Raw genomic sequence first — 16606 nt, forward strand, 5'->3', positions numbered from 1 at the left:
CGACCAGAACCCATTTCGGAGAATGCTCACAACAGCAAAAGGCCCGGACATTTCGCCCGGGCCAACGTCATTTTAGTTGCCGGTCGGCATCGCCAACTGGAACCCTTCTTGTTTTAACTGTTCACGAATATTGCTAAAGCGTTGGTACTGCGACAGGGTAATCGGCCCACTGTAGGCTTCGCTCTGCGGCTTACGCGGCGGATACTCGACGTAGGTTTTCATCAACTTAGTGATGGCTTCGTTGAAGGTCACCAGCGTCCAGGTATGCTCGGTATAGTTGTTCATAAAGATATCGTAGCGTTCCTGCGGATCCTGCCAGAGATCGAAAATCTGCGGCACCGTTGCGACATAGGACTCCGGCCCTTTCCAGCCGAGGTTGGAATCCACCGCCAGGCCGCCGGTTTTCGCGCCGTTATCGCCGCGCAGGTTAAACACCGCCTTATAGTGGCCGACGCGCGCCGCCCCCGGGGTCAACTCGTTTTCGGTGAAGTAGAACCAGGAAGTACGCGGATCTTTGCCCGTGCCGAACAGTACCGGCGAAATATCGTAGCTATCGAAGATAATCGGCTGCCCGGCGCGGTCTTTGGTCGGTAACTTAATCCCGGCCACTGAAGCAAAGGTCGCCATCAGATCGAGGCCGCCAACGATATCGTGGTTACGACTGTGCTCTTTAATCTTGCCTGGCCACCAGGCAATAGCCGGAACGCGGCTGCCGCCCTCGCGGTCAGTACCTTTGGTACCGCGGAATGGCGTATAGCCGGCATCCGGATAAACGTCCTGCCAGGCGCCGTTATCGGTGGTCCATACCACAAGGGTGTTTTTATCGATCCCCAACTCACGCAGCTTATCCATGATATGGCCTACGCGGGCATCCATTTCCACCATCGAGTCGGCGTATTTGCTCTTCGACATCGACTTGCCGACGTAATCCGGATCCGGCATGTTCGGCTGGTGGTTCTTCATAAAATTGATGCTCATGAAGAAGGGTTCGGAAGATTTTGCGTTTGCTTCAAGATAGTCCAGCGAAGCCTTCTCGACGTAGCGGTCGAAGAATGGGATGCCGACCACGCCCTCTTTGCCATCAACGACCGGGGTATTCACATACTGGCCGTTGATTTTGAACTCTTCCTTCGGCGCTTCGCCTGCCTTGCCGGAGAGCGCGCCGCGGGTGACGCGAGCAAACATTTCACGCAGTTGCGGATCCATATCCGGGAACCAGGTCGGATCGGCATAGGTATAGGCGTTCAGGTGGTAGAGGCCGACGTATTTCATTTCGTCGTAGCCCTGCGCGTTAGGTAACGCGTAATCGGCTTCACCGAGGTGCCATTTACCGGTGAAGAAGGTTTTATAGCCGCCGGTTTTCAGCACCGAGGCCAGCGTCCACTCTTCTTTCGGTAAACCGCCGCCCTGCCCCTGGAAGGCCACGGTGGTCATACCGCTACGGTTGGGAATGCGCCCGGTCTGCATCGCCGCGCGGCCCGGCGTACTGCTTGGCTGGCCATAGAAGTCGAAAAAGGTCATCCCCTCATCGGCCATTTTGTCGAGGTTTGGCGTCGGCATACCGCGGCCTTCGCCGCCGCCGTAGACGCCGAGGTCGCCATAGCCGGTATCGTCAGAGACGATCAGGATAATATTGGGCTTCTTTGCCGCCCCATCGCTGGGAGCGACCGCATTTTGATCGGCGGCATTGACCGTCGCGCCGGGTAAGAGCGAGCCGGCGGCAAATGCCAGCACGCCGATACCCTTATATTTTTTATTCATCTTCAAACCTCATTGCTCAGAATGCGCCTGATTTCACTTAGGATTTGGCTAATGTCAGGCAGGCGTTGTCAGATTAGATAAGTCTCAACATGAGATGAGCGACATCAGCGAAAACCTTGTCGCTACTGAGGCGATTCCGCTTAAGTGAAGTAGAGAAAGCAATAAAAATCCACACGTACAATTTTATTTTTTCATTTATGCAAAGCCAATCACCATCACCGTTTCACTAAATAAAACCGCGGCAAAAGCAATATTATCATTCAATATTTAAGTGGATTCTTAGTTACTAAAAAAAGAAGCCCAACTACCCCACTAAAACAGTCTAAGTGAGTGTTTTAAAAAGAGCGATAGTTCAGTCCGTTAACGGACTGCAAAAGTGATGCTTGCTATCTGGCGCCAGCTTTTAAATTTAGATATTTTGTATCAGGCGTAATTCCGCGCCATTAAAATATAAAGTATCGCCACTGCAAAATAGCAAAGAGTAATAAAGCGGTAGAGTTAAGCCCGGAGAGAAAATGAGTCGTATTCAAACGCCCTATTCCCACATCATCGATGAATATAATAAGATGATTTCAAAGAATATAAAGGCGATAGACTCGTTAACTCACAGCAATAATATACGCCAAATTGCTGATGATACGCCTTTCACCCTGAGTACAGGCGAGATTATTATTGTTCTTGAAGGCGTCATTGCCGTTGAGATGCAGGAGCACAACTTTATTCTCACCTCTGGAAAAGCGAAAACCCAACCGAAAAAGTTGTTTCAGATCGGCAAAGGCATCAAAGGGATGTTTTTTGGTATTGTCGAGAATTATGGTCCGGGCATTCAGTTGCACTATACCGCCAAAAAAAATGTCAAAGTGTTCAGCTGTAATCTCGAATACTTTGAGAAACATTTTACTCAGCCCGATAAATTCACCTTCCTGATGAACATGATGGCCATCACGCTGGCGTTTTTGCTCGATGCGCATGACGAAAGAGCTATTGGCACCCGCTATTTTGTCATTCGCTCCATGATTTATCGCTATCTCAAGCAGAAAAATGAGGGCGTATTACACGACCCGAGCCTGGCAAACTTTATCCTGCGACGCACGAAAATGTCGCGTAGCTATCTGTTTCAGGTACTTTCCGATCTGAAAAATGGCGGCTATATCACGATGAAAAACGGCGAGCTCGTCGATATTGTCAACGAGCTGCCGGAAAAATATTAACGCCGCTGGCTTAACCCTTATCCTGCCCCCGGCGCTTAAACTGCCCGGCGTCGATATCGTACTGCTTCATCTTGCGCCACAGCGTGGTACGGCCAATATTCAGCAACTGCGACATCTCCTGTACCCGGCCGTTGGTCACTCGCGCCGCCTGGATAATCGCCTCTTTCTCGATGGCGCTGAAAGACAGGCTCGACGGCAGTAGCGATGAGGCCGTTTCGCTACCAGGCCGGGTAGAGAAGAGATGTTCGGGGAGATTGCTTAAGCGGATATGCCCGTTATCGCTGCTCATCGCGATATTCTCAATAATGCTATTAAGCTCAAAATCATTGCCCGGCCACGGGTAGGCGGTCAGTTGGGCCAGCGCGTCGTCATCGACCTTCAGCCGCGATGAAAAGCGTTTCTCCAGCCGACGCAGACGGCTATGCACCAGCGAAGGAATGCTGCCGCGCCGCGCCCGCAGCGGCGGAATGACTATCTCAAACGAATGCAGCGCATAGTACAGCTGGCGGCTAAAGCGGTTCTGCTCCACCAGGTTGGCGAGGTCGACGGTGGTGGTGGCGATCACTTTCACATCTACCGGAATCAGCCGTCGGGCATCAAGACGCGTCAGCACGCCCTGTTTTATCACCTGCAGCAGCGCCGACTGCAGTTCGGGGGCCAGATACTCTATTTTTTCCAGGAACAGCGTGCCGCCGTTAGCCAGTTCGAGTCGGCTGAGGCGGCCATTTTCATCGTCGGTTGGCGCGCTGCCCATAAAATCCTGTCCCAGTACGCTGTCGGCGTACAGCTGGCAGTTAACCGAAATATACGGGCCCGGCGCCCGCTCGCTTTCGTTATGGATAGCCTGGCTCAGTAATTCTTTACCCACCCCTTCCTCGCCGCACAGCAGCACCGGGAAAGCGCCGCGCGCCGCCTGGCGGCCAAAGTGGATCAGCCTGCGGGTTTCCGGGTCATCCGCCGACATCTGTTCGAAGGTATGACTCACTTTGCCTAATTGGCTGGTCATTAATTGACGCATCTGCTCCACCGGGTGGAGCAGTAAAATGAAGCTATTGCCCTGCTCCTCCACGATAGGCTTCAGGGTGATCACCGCGTCGATAAACTGATGCTGGCTCTCGAAGGTCACTTCCACATGATTAAGGCCGCGGGCCTGTTTAATCGCGCGGCGCAGCAACGCCGGCAGGGTCAGCAGTTCGTTGATATTTCGCCCCTGGCTGGCCTGGGTATCGAGATGCAGCAGCGTGGCCGCCTGCACGTTGAGAAACTGCAGCACTCCCTGCTCGTTCCACGCCATCACCCCGTCGTCCATACTTTCCAGCAGGCCGTACATTTGATTAAGGTGACGGTTAGATTCCGCCAGCAAGCTGTCGGTAAGCAGCGAGTTACCCACTTCGCGGGCGATGGCCAAGGTCAGCGACAGATCCGCCGGGGCCCATTCTTCGCGCAGGCAGCATAGCGAAATCGATCCAAACAGGCGGCCATGGTTATCGAACACCGGCGTCGAACTGAACGACCAGCGCCGCAGAGCCTGCTTAAAGTGCTCGTCGCCCGCGGTGTTGACCGGCTGTCCGAGCATCGAAGCCAGCGACAGCGCGCAGGTGCCGATAATGCTCTCCGCGCAGTAGCTGCCGTCGCGAAATCCCAGTTCCGCCAGCTGTTCCAGTGTCTGCGGGTTACCACAGCGGCTCAGAATGCAGGCCGACTCATCAAGGATGAACAGCGCGCAGGGGCGGTTGGCCATAAACTCCCACGCATCTTCCAGCGCCGCCTGACCGATGGTCAGCAGCGCGGTTTTGCGACGGCAGATCGATTCAAAGGTCAGCCCCTGCGCCTGATGCGGCGCCTGCCAGGTTTCCCGCTGCATAAATTTGCTGCAGCGATGCCACGACTGGCTGATAACGGCTGAAACTTCATTTTCCGCGCCCTGAGTCTGAGCTGTCATATCCCTTTTCCGCTGTAGTTAACACAGTTAAAACGACAAAACCCTCCGGCAGCGGCTGCCGGAGGGGAAAGTTCATGCCGCATTATGCTGCGGCGTCTCGGTCAGGCGAAAACGAATTAACGCGCCAGCCACTGCTGCCCAAGCAGGTCCGCGGTAAGGATGGCGGCGTAGACGCTATCCGCGGTGACCGGGAACGGCATATTGTGGATGGTTTCGCCTTCCGCGCAGGTGGCTTTCGCGACCGCGTGGATTTTGCTTTCAATACCCTCTTTCACGCCCATCTGCGCAAGGGTGATCGGCAGGCCGACTTTTTCACAGAAGCCCATCACGGTTTCGATCTCTTCCAGCGGGCTGTTTTGCAGCACCAGCTGCGCCAGGGTGCCGAAAGCGACTTTTTCGCCGTGATACAGATGGTGGCACTCTTCAAGAATGGTGAAACCGTTGTGAATCGCGTGCGCGCCGGCCAGGCCGCTGCTCTCAAAGCCAATACCGCTCAGATAGGTGTTGGCTTCGACAATGCGCTCCAGCGCATCGGTCACCACTCCAGCCTGAGCCGCCAGGCGTGCTTTTTCGCCTTCCGCCAGCAGCGTATCATAGCACAGGCGCGCCAGGCTCAAGGCCGCCGCCGTGGACTGCCCGCCCGCCATGCTGGTGGCTCGCGCATCGAAGCAGGCCTTGGCTTCAAACCAGGTGGAGAGCGCATCGCCCATCCCGGCCACCAGCAAGCGTACCGGCGCTTTGGCGATAATCGCCGTGTCCATCACCACCATATCCGGGTTTTTCGGGTAGATCAGATACTCTTCAAATTCGCCCGCCTCGGTGTAGATAACCGACAGCGCGCTGGTCGGCGCATCGGTTGAGGCAATTGTCGGGATCACCACCACCGGCAGCTTCTGGTAATAGCCGATAGCCTTCGCGGTATCGAGGGTTTTCCCGCCGCCAATACCCACCACGCCGCGGCAGCCGTGCTGCTTAAGAATAGCGATCAGGCGGTTGATTTCCGCATGGCTGCACTCGCCGTTAAACCGTTCCGCATGGCAGCTAATATTGTGGCTATGCAGGCCGTTCAATACTTTGTCGCCCGCCAGCTTCATCACGAAGTCATCGGCGATAACAAAAAAGCTGTCGGCCAGGTTTTTAGCGTATTCGCCGAACAGCATGGCGGCATCAGGTCCCTGGAGATATTTGGCTGGAGATTGAATAACTTTTAGCATTCCTTTCACCCTCAAATAAGTGCATGTGTTGACACGTGAGCCCTGGCCGTCATGCCGCGGCGCCTGGTATCAATGGCGCCTACAGCCACGCTGCCGGAGCGATGCATCCACTGTAGGGCGAGCAAAAGCGAAAAAAATTTTTCCCTTTTTTGTTCTGTTCTGAAACAGATAAAAAAATAATACGTTCCACATTGAAACAACATGACTGAGAAAGCGATGGGATTGCGATCGCGATCGGCTCATTTTGGCTAAAAAGCCATTATCGCCCCCCCTCTTTAACGCATAAAATCGCCTCAATGCGGCACAATGGCGAAAAAAATCATCATAGCCTCATCTCTGATAGCAGAAAAAAACGGCCACATTATTAGCGCTGGCTCGCAATTTTTCTGTTTATCGGCGAATAACGTTCCATAAAGGAACAAAAATCATTTTCTACGTTCCGTTATGGAACTCATTTTGACAGCGTTTTATTTTGCGCCCGCTCAGCCAGAATCATTACATCGCCGGGCTACCCTTATAGACAGGCGACCTCCCCTACCCTACGGAGCATAAACAATGAAAAAACTGATTAACCGTGTGGAAGATGTACTCAGCGAACAACTCGTCGGCCTGGCGAAAGCGCATCCTGAACTGACGCTGCACCAGGACCCGGTCTATGTCACCCGCGCCGATGCGCCGGTCGCCGGCAAAGTGGCGCTGCTCTCCGGCGGCGGCAGCGGACACGAACCGATGCACTGCGGCTACATCGGCCAGGGCATGCTCTCCGGCGCCTGCCCGGGGGAAATTTTCACCTCGCCGACGCCGGACAAAATGTTCGAATGCGCGATGCAGATTGACGGCGGCGAAGGCGTCCTGCTGATTATCAAAAACTATACCGGCGACATCCTGAATTTTGAGACCGCCACCGAGCTGCTGCACGAAAGCGGCGTTAAGGTCACCACCGTCGTGGTGGATGACGACGTGGCGGTAAAAGATAGCCTCTACACCGCCGGACGCCGCGGCGTCGCCAATACCGTGCTGATTGAAAAACTGGTCGGCGCCGCCGCCGAACGCGGCGACTCGCTGGAAGCCTGCGCCGAACTGGGCCGCCGTTTAAATAACCTTGGTCACTCGATTGGTATCGCGCTGGGCGCCTGCACCGTACCGGCCGCCGGACAACCCTCCTTTACTCTGAAAGATGACGAGATGGAGTTCGGCGTCGGCATCCATGGCGAGCCGGGTATCGACCGCCGCCGCTTCAGCTCACTCGACCAAACCGTCGATGAGATGTTCGATACCCTGCTGGAAAACGGCGCATACAGCCGCACGCTGCGCCAGTGGGATAACGTCAAGGGGGCGTGGCAGGAAGTGAAACAGAGCAAAACCGCGCTGCAAAACGGCGATCGGGTTATCGCGCTGGTCAATAACCTCGGCGCCACGCCGCTTTCCGAACTGTATGGCGTTTACAACCGCCTCGCCCAGCGCTGCGAAGCGTCCGGCATTGTGATTGAACGCAACCTCATCGGCAGCTACTGCACCTCGCTGGATATGGCAGGTTTCTCCATCACCCTGCTGAAAGCGGATGATGACACGCTGGCGTTATGGGACGCCCCGGTCCATACCCCGGCGCTGAACTGGGGAAAATAAGGAGCACGACATGTCACTGAACAGAACGCAAATCGTCGACTGGCTATACCGCTGCGGCGATATTTTCACCAAACAGAGCGATTTTCTCACCGGCCTTGATAAAGAGATCGGCGACGCCGACCACGGCCTCAATATGCATCGCGGCTTCAGCAAAGTCGTCGAAAAGCTGCCGTCGATCGCCGATAAAGACATCGGTTTTATTCTCAAGAATACCGGGATGACGCTGCTTTCCAACGTCGGCGGCGCCAGCGGCCCGCTGTTCGGCACCTTTTTTATCCGCGCCGCCCAGGTCACCCAGGCGCATCAGAGCCTGACCCTCGACGAGCTTTATCAGATGATCCGCGAAGGCGCGGACGGCGTCGTCAACCGTGGTAAAGCGGAACCGGGCGATAAGACGATGTGCGACGTCTGGCTGCCGGTAGTGGAATCCCTGCGTCATTCCAGCGAGCAGCATTTGTCTATCCCCGCCGCGCTGGATGCCGCCTGCGAAGTGGCCGAGCGCGCCGCCCACGCCACCATCACCATGCAGGCGCGTAAAGGCCGCGCCAGCTATCTCGGCGAGCGCAGCATCGGGCATCAGGATCCCGGCGCGACCTCGGTGCTGTTTATGGTTCAGATGCTGGCTGCCGCCGCCAAAGAGTAAGGAAATCGCGATGGTAAACCTGGTTATTGTTTCTCATAGCGCCCGGCTGGGCGAAGGTGTCGGAGAACTGGCCCGGCAGATGTTAATGAACGATGGCTGTAAGCTGGCGATCGCCGCCGGGATCGACGATCCCGACAGCCCGATCGGCACCGATCCGATTAAAGTCATGGAGGCGATTGAATCCGTCGCCGATACCGACCATGTACTGGTGATGATGGATATCGGCAGCGCCCTGCTCAGCGCCGAAACCGCCCTCGATCTGCTCGATCCGGCGATTGCGGCAAAGGTGCGGCTGTGCGCCGCGCCGCTGGTCGAAGGGACGCTGGCGGCCACCGTCAGCGCCGCCTCCGGCGCCGGGATCGACAAGGTTATCGCCGATGCCATGAACGCCCTGGAAGCCAAGCGGGTTCAGCTGGGTTTACCCTCGCACACGCCTGACGCCGCCGCCCCAACGCTTGCTGACGACGGCGACGCTAAATCGGTTTCAGTCATTATTAACAATCACAACGGCCTGCACGTGCGTCCGGCATCGAAGCTGGTCGCCGCGCTGGCGGGTTTTAACGCCGACCTGGTGCTGGAGAAAAACGGCAAATGCGTTACCCCGGACAGTCTGAATCAAATCGCTCTGCTGCAGGTGCGCCGCCACGATAAGCTGCGCCTGCTGGCTCGCGGTCCGGACGCCGATGCGGCGCTGGCGGCGTTTCAGGCGCTGGCCGCCGATAACTTCGGCGAGTCGCCGGAGGCGCAGCCGACTGCGGAACCCGCCATACCTGCGCGTGTTGAAGGCGCGGCGCTGCTTTATCCGCTGGCGCCGATCCAACCGGCGCTCCCCGCCGCCGCCGACGTTGCTCGCGAGCAGCAGCGCCTGCGCCAGGCGATCGACCAGACGCTGGCCGATCTCAATGCGCTCACCGAGCTGGCGGAAAACAAATTTAACGCCGATATCGCGGCGATCTTCGCCGGTCATCACACTTTACTCGACGATGAAGATCTGTTTGATGCCGCCAACGATCGTCTGCTCACCGAACAGTGCTCGGCGGAATGGGCGTGGCATCAGGTGCTGATGGAGCTCAGCCAACAGTATCGCCAGCTGGATGACGCCTACCTGCAGGCGCGCTATATCGATATCGAAGATATTCTGCAGCGCACGCTACGCCATCTGCAGGGTATTAAGGAGACGCTGCCATTCGCCAGTGAGCCGACGATTATTATCGCCGACAATATTTATCCCTCGACCGTACTCCAACTGGATGCCAGCAAGGTCACCGGCCTGTGCCTGCGCGACGGCAGCGAACAGGCCCACGGCGCGATTATCGCCCGCGCGGCGGGGATCGCCTGGTTATGCCAGCAGGGCAACGCGCTGAATGATATTCAGCCTGGCGAAGCCATCACGCTCGATATGCATCAGCAACGTCTTATTCGTCGCTAAATCTACTTTGACCGTTACCACTCCGGAGGCCCGCCTCCGGAGGGTGAGTTTTCGCTTACTCTTCAGGAACCACTATGTCTCAATTCTTTTTTAACCAGCGCGCCAGCCTCGTTAACGACGTGATCGAGGGAACCATTATTGCCAGCCCGTGGAACAACCTCGCCAGGCTGGAGAGCGACCCGGCGATCCGCGTAGTGGTGCGCCGCGATCTGAATAAAAACAACGTGGCGGTGATTTCCGGCGGCGGCTCCGGCCATGAACCAGCGCACGTCGGCTTTATTGGTAAAGGCATGCTGACCGCCGCGGTCTGCGGCGATCTGTTCGCCTCGCCGAGCGTCGATGCGGTACTCACCGCGATTCAGGCGGTGACCGGCGAGGCGGGCTGTCTGCTGATCGTTAAAAACTACACCGGCGATCGGCTTAACTTCGGCCTCGCGGCGGAGAAAGCGCGCCGTCTTGGCTACAACGTGGAGATGCTGATCGTCGGCGACGATATTTCGCTGCCGGATAACAAACAGCCGCGCGGTATCGCCGGGACCATTCTGGTGCATAAAGTGGCGGGCTATTTCGCCGAGCGCGGCTTCAACCTCGCCACCGTCCTGCGCGAAGCGCAATACGCCGCCAACCATACCGCCAGCATCGGGGTGGCGCTGGCCAGCTGTCACCTGCCGCAGGAAGCGGAAAGCGCGCCGCGCCATCAGCCTGGCCACGCCGAGCTGGGGATGGGCATCCACGGCGAGCCGGGAGCTTCGACGATCGCGACCCATAACAGCGCGGAAATCATGCAGATTATGGTAGAGAAGCTAACCGCCGCCCTACCTGAAACCGGCCGCCTGGCGGTGATGCTCAATAATCTCGGCGGCGTGTCGGTGGCCGAGATGGCGATTCTGACCCGCGAGCTGGCCAATACCCCACTCCATGCACGCGTTGACTGGTTGATTGGCCCGGCTTCGCTGGTAACGGCGCTGGATATGAAAGGCTTCTCGCTGACCACTATCGTGCTGGAAGAGAGCATCGAAAAGGCGCTGCTGTCGGATGTCGAAACCGCCAGTTGGCAGAAGCCGGTGCAGCCGAGGGCTGTTAATATCATGCCGTCCGCGCTCGCCAGCGCACGCGTCGCCTTTACGCCATCGGCCAACCCGCAGGTTGGCGATTTCGTGGCGCAGGTGACCAGCACCCTCTCCGGCCTCGAAACCCATCTCAACGCGCTTGACGCCAAAGTGGGCGACGGCGATACCGGCTCCACTTTCGCCGCCGGCTCGCGTGAGATTACCGCTCTATTGCAACGCCAACAACTGCCGCTCAATGATTTACCCACGCTGTTCGCGCTAATTGGCGAACGCCTGACGGTGGTGATGGGCGGCTCCAGCGGCGTCTTGATGTCGATTTTCTTCACCGCCGCCGGGCAGAAGCTGGAGCAAGGCGCCAGCATGGCGGAAGCGCTGAACGCCGGTCTGGGGCAGATGAAATTTTACGGCGGCGCCGATGAGGGAGACCGGACGATGATTGATGCTCTACAGCCGGCGCTGGCGGCGCTGCTGGCCGAGCCGGGTAACCTGCAGGCCGCTTTTGTCGCGGCGCAGGCCGGCGCGGATCGCACCTGCCAGTCGAGCAAAGCCGGCGCCGGACGCGCCTCCTATCTCAATAGCGAGAGCCTGCTCGGCAACATGGACCCCGGCGCCCACGCGGTGGCGATGGTGTTTAAGGCGCTGGCTGAGCGCTAAACCTCCCCCGGTGGCGCTGCGCTTACCGGAGCGACGTAACACCGCCGAATAAAAGCCCGGATAAGGCGCAACGCGCCGCCGTCCGGGTTTACCACACTGCCGATTATTTACTGTGCCAGTACGCCTGCGAACGCACCAGCTGCTGATCGATACTCGGCTCCTCAAAGCGCGCCAGCAGCGATTTCACCACGCCGCCTTCTCCGGTCAGCCAGATAAAATAATCGTCTGATGGCACGTTAACCTGCGCCAGGCGCTCGGCGACGAACGCCGGGTTGTGGCCTACCACCCATTCGATATTAAAGCCGTCGAGATCCGCCAGATAATCTTTATACGAAGCATCCGCAATAGAGACGATGGCCGTCACCTGCGGCGTCACCGGCAGCTGGCGCAATCCCAGCAGGCGGCGGCGCAGCGCCGGCATTCCCGACTCGTCACAGACATAAAGCTGCCAGGCGTAATCTTCCGGCACCACCAGCGAACCGCGCGGCCCGCCGATCACCAGCTTATCGCCGACGTTGGCTTCCAGCGCCCAGCGGCTGGCAATACCGCCATCGTGGATATAAAAATCGTAAGCCAGCTCGTGGCGTTCGGCATCGTACAGCGGCGTGTAGTCGCGGGTCGCCGGGCGCACGCCCTCGCCCCAGTTAATGCCTTCGTCGGTCACTTCCGGCGGCGTAAATACGCTGCCCGCCTGCGGGAAAAACAGTTTAGTGTGGTCGTCAAAACCCTGGGAAACAAAGCCATCCAGCGCCTCGCCGCCCAGCACAATCCGCTGGAACGCCTGGCCGATACGCTCAACGCGCAGCACGCTTAATTCGCGAAAACGTAGTTCGTTACGCACGCGCTGCGGATATTTTGCTTGTTTAATTGTGGTCATCCGTCGTCGCCTTGGTGAAGGGTAAATAGATATATCTAAACTCAGTGCAAATGATAATGATTGCCATTAGTGAAAATGGCAAGTTTTTTTTGATATAAAGCGAGAGAAAGTCACAATAAAGCCAAAATCAAAAACAAATTCAATTATATCAATCAATTAAAAATAAACCGTTGTCATTTATTATTTTTTAGATATAAATTAGATATATCAAAAAGACAGGAGGCATCGATGCGACATCATCACGAAGAGGGCCACGGCGAACAGGTCCGTCGCGGCGGCGGACGCCGCCAGCGTTTCTTTGGCCACGGCGAATTGCGCCTGGTGATCCTCGATATCCTTTCGCGCAACGCCAGCCACGGCTATGAGCTGATTAAAGAGATTGAGGCGCTGACGCAGGGCAATTACAGCCCCAGCCCCGGCGTCATCTATCCGACGCTCGACCTGCTGCAGGATCAGGGATTGATTAGCGTAGAAGAGGAGAATGGGCGTAAAAAAATCGTTATCACTGAAGAGGGGCGCCGCCTGCGCGCCGAAAGCGGCGAGCTGTTAAGCCAAATTCAGACGCGCCTGCAGGAACGCATGGTCGGCTGCGAATTGCGCAAAAATCCGCAGATGAAACGCGCGCTGGAGAACTTTAAAGCGGTGCTGGACCTGAAGGTCAACCAGCAGAGCATCAGCGACGCTCAATTGAAACAGATCATCGGCGTGATTGACCGCGCGGCGATGGAAATCTCCCAGCTCGATTAACCTCTCGCACCACAATAGTTCCCAGGCTGCTCCATCACGCGGCAGCCTGCACCACCCCAATTCATACCGCTTCACACCCCAACGGCAGTTTATCTTGCAGCCTCAGGAATAAAACGTGCCAATAATTAAGTTATGAGATTAAATTTTGCACATTTGCGCCTTAACTTTGCGTTTATCCCGATTTTCATCGTCGCTGCCAGGCTGGCGTAATCCCTGCAATACTTAATTCAGTATCATGTGATACGCCCCCCCCAGGAGCACATTTTGAACAGGTTACCTTCCAGCGCATCGGCTCTGGCCTGCAGCGCGCACGCACTGAATCTCATCGAGAAGCAATCGCTCTCCCATGACGAAATGAAAGCACTGAACCAGGAGGTGAGAGAATACTTTAAAGAACATGTGAACCCGGGGTTTCTGGAGTATAGAAAATCGGTCACAGCCGGCGGGGATTACGGAGCCGTAGAGTGGCAAGCGGGAGGGTTAAATACGCTTGTCGACACCCAGGGACAGGAGTTTATCGACTGCCTTGGTGGGTTTGGCATCTTCAATGTAGGGCACCGTAATCCAGTTGTGGTATCCGCCGTCGAAAATCAACTCGCGAAACAACCGCTTCACAGCCAGGAGCTGCTGGACCCGCTGAGGGCGATGCTGGCGAAAACGCTGGCGGCCTTAACGCCCGGCAAGCTCAAATACAGTTTCTTCTGCAATAGCGGCACGGAATCGGTGGAAGCGGCGCTGAAGCTGGCAAAAGCCTATCAGTCTCCGCGCGGCAAGTTTACCTTCGTCGCCACCAGCGGCGCGTTCCACGGTAAATCGCTGGGTGCGCTGTCGGCCACCGCGAAATCGACCTTCCGTAAACCGTTTATGCCGCTGCTGCCGGGCTTCCGCCACGTGCCGTTCGGCGATATCAACGCCATGCGTTCCATTCTGAGCGAATGCAAGAAAACCGGTGATGACGTCGCGGCGGTGATCCTTGAGCCTATCCAGGGCGAAGGCGGCGTGATCCTGCCGCCGGCGGGTTACTTACCGGCGGTCCGTAAACTGTGCGACGAGTTTGGCGCGTTGCTGATCCTCGACGAAGTACAGACCGGCATGGGCCGCACCGGCAAGATGTTCGCCTGCGAGCATGAAAACGTGCAGCCGGATATTCTATGTCTGGCTAAAGCGCTCGGCGGCGGCGTAATGCCGATCGGCGCGACGGTGGCGACGGAAGAGGTCTTCTCGGTGCTGTTCGATAACCCATTCCTGCACACCACCACCTTCGGCGGCAACCCGCTGGCCTGCGCGGCGGCGCTGGCGACGATCAACGTCTTGCTCTCGCAGAACCTGCCGGCGCAGGCGGAGCAAAAAGGCGATCTGTTGCTGGACGGCTTCCGTCAACTGGCGCGCGAATATCCGGATCTGGTGAATGAAGTCCGTGGGAAAGGCATGCTGATGGCCATTGAGTTTGTCGATAACGAGATTGGCTATAACTTTGCCAGCGAGATGTTCAGACAGCGGGTGCTGGTCGCCGGGACGTTAAACAACGCCAAGACGATCCGCGTTGAACCGCCGCTGACGCTCACCCTCGAACAGTGCGAACAGGTGCTGAAGGCGGCGCGCAAGGCGCTGGCGGCACTGCGCGTTTCGGTCGAAGAGACATAATTCACACCCGACCCTCTCCCGCCGGGAGAGGGTATTTTCGCGTTATACCACCCGCACGCCTGCCGGCATGGCGCGCTCCGGCGTCAACAGCACGCTTTCGCTTTCATCCTCGGTTTCCGCGCATAACAGCATGCACTCAGAAGTTTCACCACGCATTTTGGCTTTCGCCAGATTACACAGCACCACCACCGTTTTCCCCAGCAGCTCCTCTTCGCTGTAGTAGGGCACCAGGCTGGTGACCGTCTGCAGCGTGCGGTCGCCGACATCAATCCGCGCAATGTACAGTTTGTCGGCATTGTCATGGCGCTTCACCTCGACAATCTTGCCGACGCGCATCTCCAGTTTGGCAAAATCAGCGTAAGCTACGGTATCCATCTCTCACCTCCAGTAAATTTTTACTAAAAGATAGCAAGTTTTTGCCGTTCGTCTGCATAATGCTGAGAATAATGCTACTTCTGTCACGCTATCGCCGGGGAAAACAGCCCTCGCGCGCAGGCGTTTTTTACTGAAATAAGGTGCAGGACGCGACGCTTGCTTTACAATGGATGAGCAAACATGGGCAACGTCCGATAAAGGAAAAAGATGGCAACGCTAAAAGACATTGCGACCGAAGCGGGTGTTTCGCTGGCGACGGTTTCCCGGGTGTTAAACGACGATCCCACCCTGAACGTGAAAGAAGAGACCAAGCATCGCATTCTCGAGATTGCGGAGAAGCTGGAGTATAAAAGCAGCAGCGCGCGTAAAACGCAGGTCCTACCCGTCGGCCACCATCATATCCTGGCGCTGTACAGCTACCAGCAAGAGCTGGAAATTAACGACCCTTACTATCTCGCCATTCGCCACGGTATTGAAACCCAGTGTGAAAAGCTGGCCATCGAGCTCACCAACTGCTATCTCAATAACACCCTGCCCGAGCTGAAAAAGGTCACCGGCGTATTGATTATCGGCCAGCCGACGCGCGAGCTGCGCGAAACCGCCAGCGCGCTGACCGACAATATCTGCTTTATTGATTTCCACGAAGCCGGCAGCCCGTACGATGCGGTGGATATCGACCTGGTACGTATCGCTAAAGAGGTGGTCGACTTCTTTATCCAGCAGGGCGCGTCGCGTATTGGATTTATCGGCGGCCAGGACCAGCCCGGCAAGGCCGATATTCGCGAAGTGGCGTTTGTGGAGTACGGCCAGTTGAAGGGCGTGGTTTCAGCCGATGATATCTGGCGCGGCGGTTTTTCCAGCTCGTCCGGTTATGAGCTGGCGAAGCAGATGCTGGCGCAAGCGGAATTTCCGCGGGCGCTGTTTGTCGCCTCGGACTCCATCGCCATTGGCGTGCTGCGCGCCATTCACGAACGCGGGCTGGCGATCCCGGAAGATATTTCGCTGATTAGCGTCAACGATATCCCCACCGCGCGCTTTACCTTCCCGCCGCTGTCGACGGTGCGGATCCACTCCGAAATGATGGGTAGTCAGGGGGTGAACCTGCTGATCGAGAAGGCCCGCGATGGCCGCGCCCTGCCGCTTAACGTTTTTGTTCCCAGCGTGTTGAAGCTGCGCGGCACCACCCGTTAATCCAACCCCATCCCGGCGGCGCTCCGCTTAGCCGGGCTACCGGTCCTGGCCAGAACGCCATTCTGTAGGCCGGGTAAGGCGCAGCCGCCACCCGGCACAAAACGGCCTCATCCCCCATCCTGTTACCCGGCGGCGCTGCGCCTGGCCGGGCTACCGGTCCTGGCCGGAACGCCATTCTGTAGGCCGGATAAGGCGCAGCCGCCCCCCGGCACAAAACGGCCT

Annotated in this window: 13 protein-coding genes; 8 read left to right on the plus strand and 5 right to left on the minus strand. The window is 57.1% G+C overall.

Annotation, left to right across the window (positions count from 1 at the left end):
• Window positions 1-72: 72 nt before the first annotated feature.
• Entirely contained in the window at window positions 73-1761 is a 1689-nt protein-coding gene (locus PGR09_RS18310) for an arylsulfatase (protein WP_047043139.1), read from the minus strand.
• 515 nt (window positions 1762-2276) lie between these two features.
• Between PGR09_RS18310 and PGR09_RS18315 the strand changes: the two genes are divergently transcribed.
• Complete coding sequence (locus tag PGR09_RS18315; protein WP_047043142.1) at window positions 2277-2972, plus strand: helix-turn-helix domain-containing protein; 696 nt, start codon at window positions 2277-2279, stop codon at window positions 2970-2972.
• Window positions 2973-2982: 10 nt separating this feature from the next.
• Here the strand turns inward: PGR09_RS18315 and dhaR are convergent, their stop codons facing one another.
• Window positions 2983-4914: a dihydroxyacetone kinase operon transcriptional regulator DhaR gene (dhaR, locus tag PGR09_RS18320; RefSeq protein ID WP_063416557.1), complete on the minus strand. Its 1932-nt coding sequence runs from the start codon at window positions 4912-4914 to the stop codon at window positions 2983-2985.
• A 116-nt stretch (window positions 4915-5030) separates the two neighbouring features.
• A complete protein-coding gene (locus PGR09_RS18325) occupies window positions 5031-6128 on the minus strand; it encodes a glycerol dehydrogenase (protein WP_007372182.1) in 1098 nt (365 codons plus the stop codon).
• A gap of 555 nt (window positions 6129-6683) precedes the next feature.
• Between PGR09_RS18325 and dhaK the strand changes: the two genes are divergently transcribed.
• The 4 genes from dhaK to PGR09_RS18345 all read left to right on the plus strand — a co-directional run bounded on the left by dhaK (window position 6684) and on the right by PGR09_RS18345 (window position 11550).
• Window positions 6684-7754, plus strand: a complete 1071-nt coding sequence (gene dhaK, locus PGR09_RS18330) for a dihydroxyacetone kinase subunit DhaK (RefSeq protein ID WP_047039461.1) — start codon at window positions 6684-6686, stop codon at window positions 7752-7754.
• A 10-nt stretch (window positions 7755-7764) separates the two neighbouring features.
• Complete coding sequence (dhaL, locus tag PGR09_RS18335) at window positions 7765-8397, plus strand: dihydroxyacetone kinase subunit DhaL (protein ID WP_007372179.1); 633 nt, start codon at window positions 7765-7767, stop codon at window positions 8395-8397.
• A gap of 10 nt (window positions 8398-8407) precedes the next feature.
• On the plus strand, window positions 8408-9826 hold the full coding sequence (dhaM, locus tag PGR09_RS18340; protein WP_063416559.1) for a dihydroxyacetone kinase phosphoryl donor subunit DhaM: 1419 nt from the start codon (window positions 8408-8410) through the stop codon (window positions 9824-9826).
• Between the two features lie 74 nt (window positions 9827-9900).
• Window positions 9901-11550, plus strand: a complete 1650-nt coding sequence (locus PGR09_RS18345) for a glycerone kinase (RefSeq protein WP_430916398.1) — start codon at window positions 9901-9903, stop codon at window positions 11548-11550.
• 103 nt (window positions 11551-11653) lie between these two features.
• Here the strand turns inward: PGR09_RS18345 and PGR09_RS18350 are convergent, their stop codons facing one another.
• Window positions 11654-12427, minus strand: coding sequence for a siderophore-interacting protein (locus PGR09_RS18350; protein WP_315711553.1), 774 nt, complete (start codon window positions 12425-12427; stop codon window positions 11654-11656).
• 228 nt (window positions 12428-12655) lie between these two features.
• Here PGR09_RS18350 and PGR09_RS18355 point away from each other — a divergent pair, with 228 nt between their 5' ends.
• The gene (locus PGR09_RS18355) at window positions 12656-13174 is read left to right on the plus strand and encodes a PadR family transcriptional regulator (RefSeq protein ID WP_315711554.1); all 519 of its coding nucleotides are present in this window, start codon (window positions 12656-12658) and stop codon (window positions 13172-13174) included.
• A gap of 264 nt (window positions 13175-13438) precedes the next feature.
• The gene (ygjG, locus tag PGR09_RS18360) at window positions 13439-14818 is read left to right on the plus strand and encodes a putrescine aminotransferase (RefSeq protein ID WP_047043175.1); all 1380 of its coding nucleotides are present in this window, start codon (window positions 13439-13441) and stop codon (window positions 14816-14818) included.
• Window positions 14819-14860: 42 nt separating this feature from the next.
• On the opposite strand, the gene PGR09_RS18365 is transcribed toward ygjG, so the two are convergent.
• Window positions 14861-15193 (minus strand): tRNA-binding protein, encoded by a 333-nt coding sequence (locus tag PGR09_RS18365; protein WP_047043178.1) that lies wholly within the window; start codon window positions 15191-15193, stop codon window positions 14861-14863.
• Window positions 15194-15400: 207 nt separating this feature from the next.
• Here PGR09_RS18365 and ebgR point away from each other — a divergent pair, with 207 nt between their 5' ends.
• The gene (gene ebgR, locus PGR09_RS18370; protein WP_009485173.1) at window positions 15401-16384 is read left to right on the plus strand and encodes a transcriptional regulator EbgR; all 984 of its coding nucleotides are present in this window, start codon (window positions 15401-15403) and stop codon (window positions 16382-16384) included.
• Window positions 16385-16606 lie beyond the last annotated feature (222 nt).

It is taken from the genome of Klebsiella sp. 141251, from assembly GCF_050600725.1.
Classification (GTDB): Bacteria; Pseudomonadota; Gammaproteobacteria; order Enterobacterales; family Enterobacteriaceae; genus Klebsiella; species Klebsiella aerogenes.